Annotated in this window: 1 protein-coding gene; it reads left to right on the forward strand. The window is 29.4% G+C overall.

What is annotated here, in order from left to right:
- Positions 1 to 217 (forward strand): transposase (locus tag BT993_RS07050; protein ID WP_208600535.1); only part of this gene is annotated, 217 nt, incomplete at its 5' end.
- Positions 218 to 265: the final 48 nt, after the last annotated feature.

Raw genomic sequence — 265 nt, forward strand, 5'->3', positions numbered from 1 at the left:
TATAAGATATAGGTTAAATAGGTCAATACAAGTAGAGAGACCTTTTGGAGATATAAAGGAAAATTATGATTATGATAGATTTAGGAGAAAGGGGTTAAGGGGAGTAGAATTTGAATTTAGTATGTATGCACTAGGATTTAATTTAAGGAAGTATGTAAATGATATAAGGAAGAATAGGATAAATATTAGTTTATATGAGATTAAGGAAAAGGCATAATTACATACTAAGACTTAAGGGGGCAAAGCCCTCAATTTAAGGTTGTAT

This window comes from Streptobacillus ratti (assembly GCF_001891165.1).
Lineage (GTDB): Bacteria > Fusobacteriota > Fusobacteriia > Fusobacteriales > Leptotrichiaceae > Streptobacillus > Streptobacillus ratti.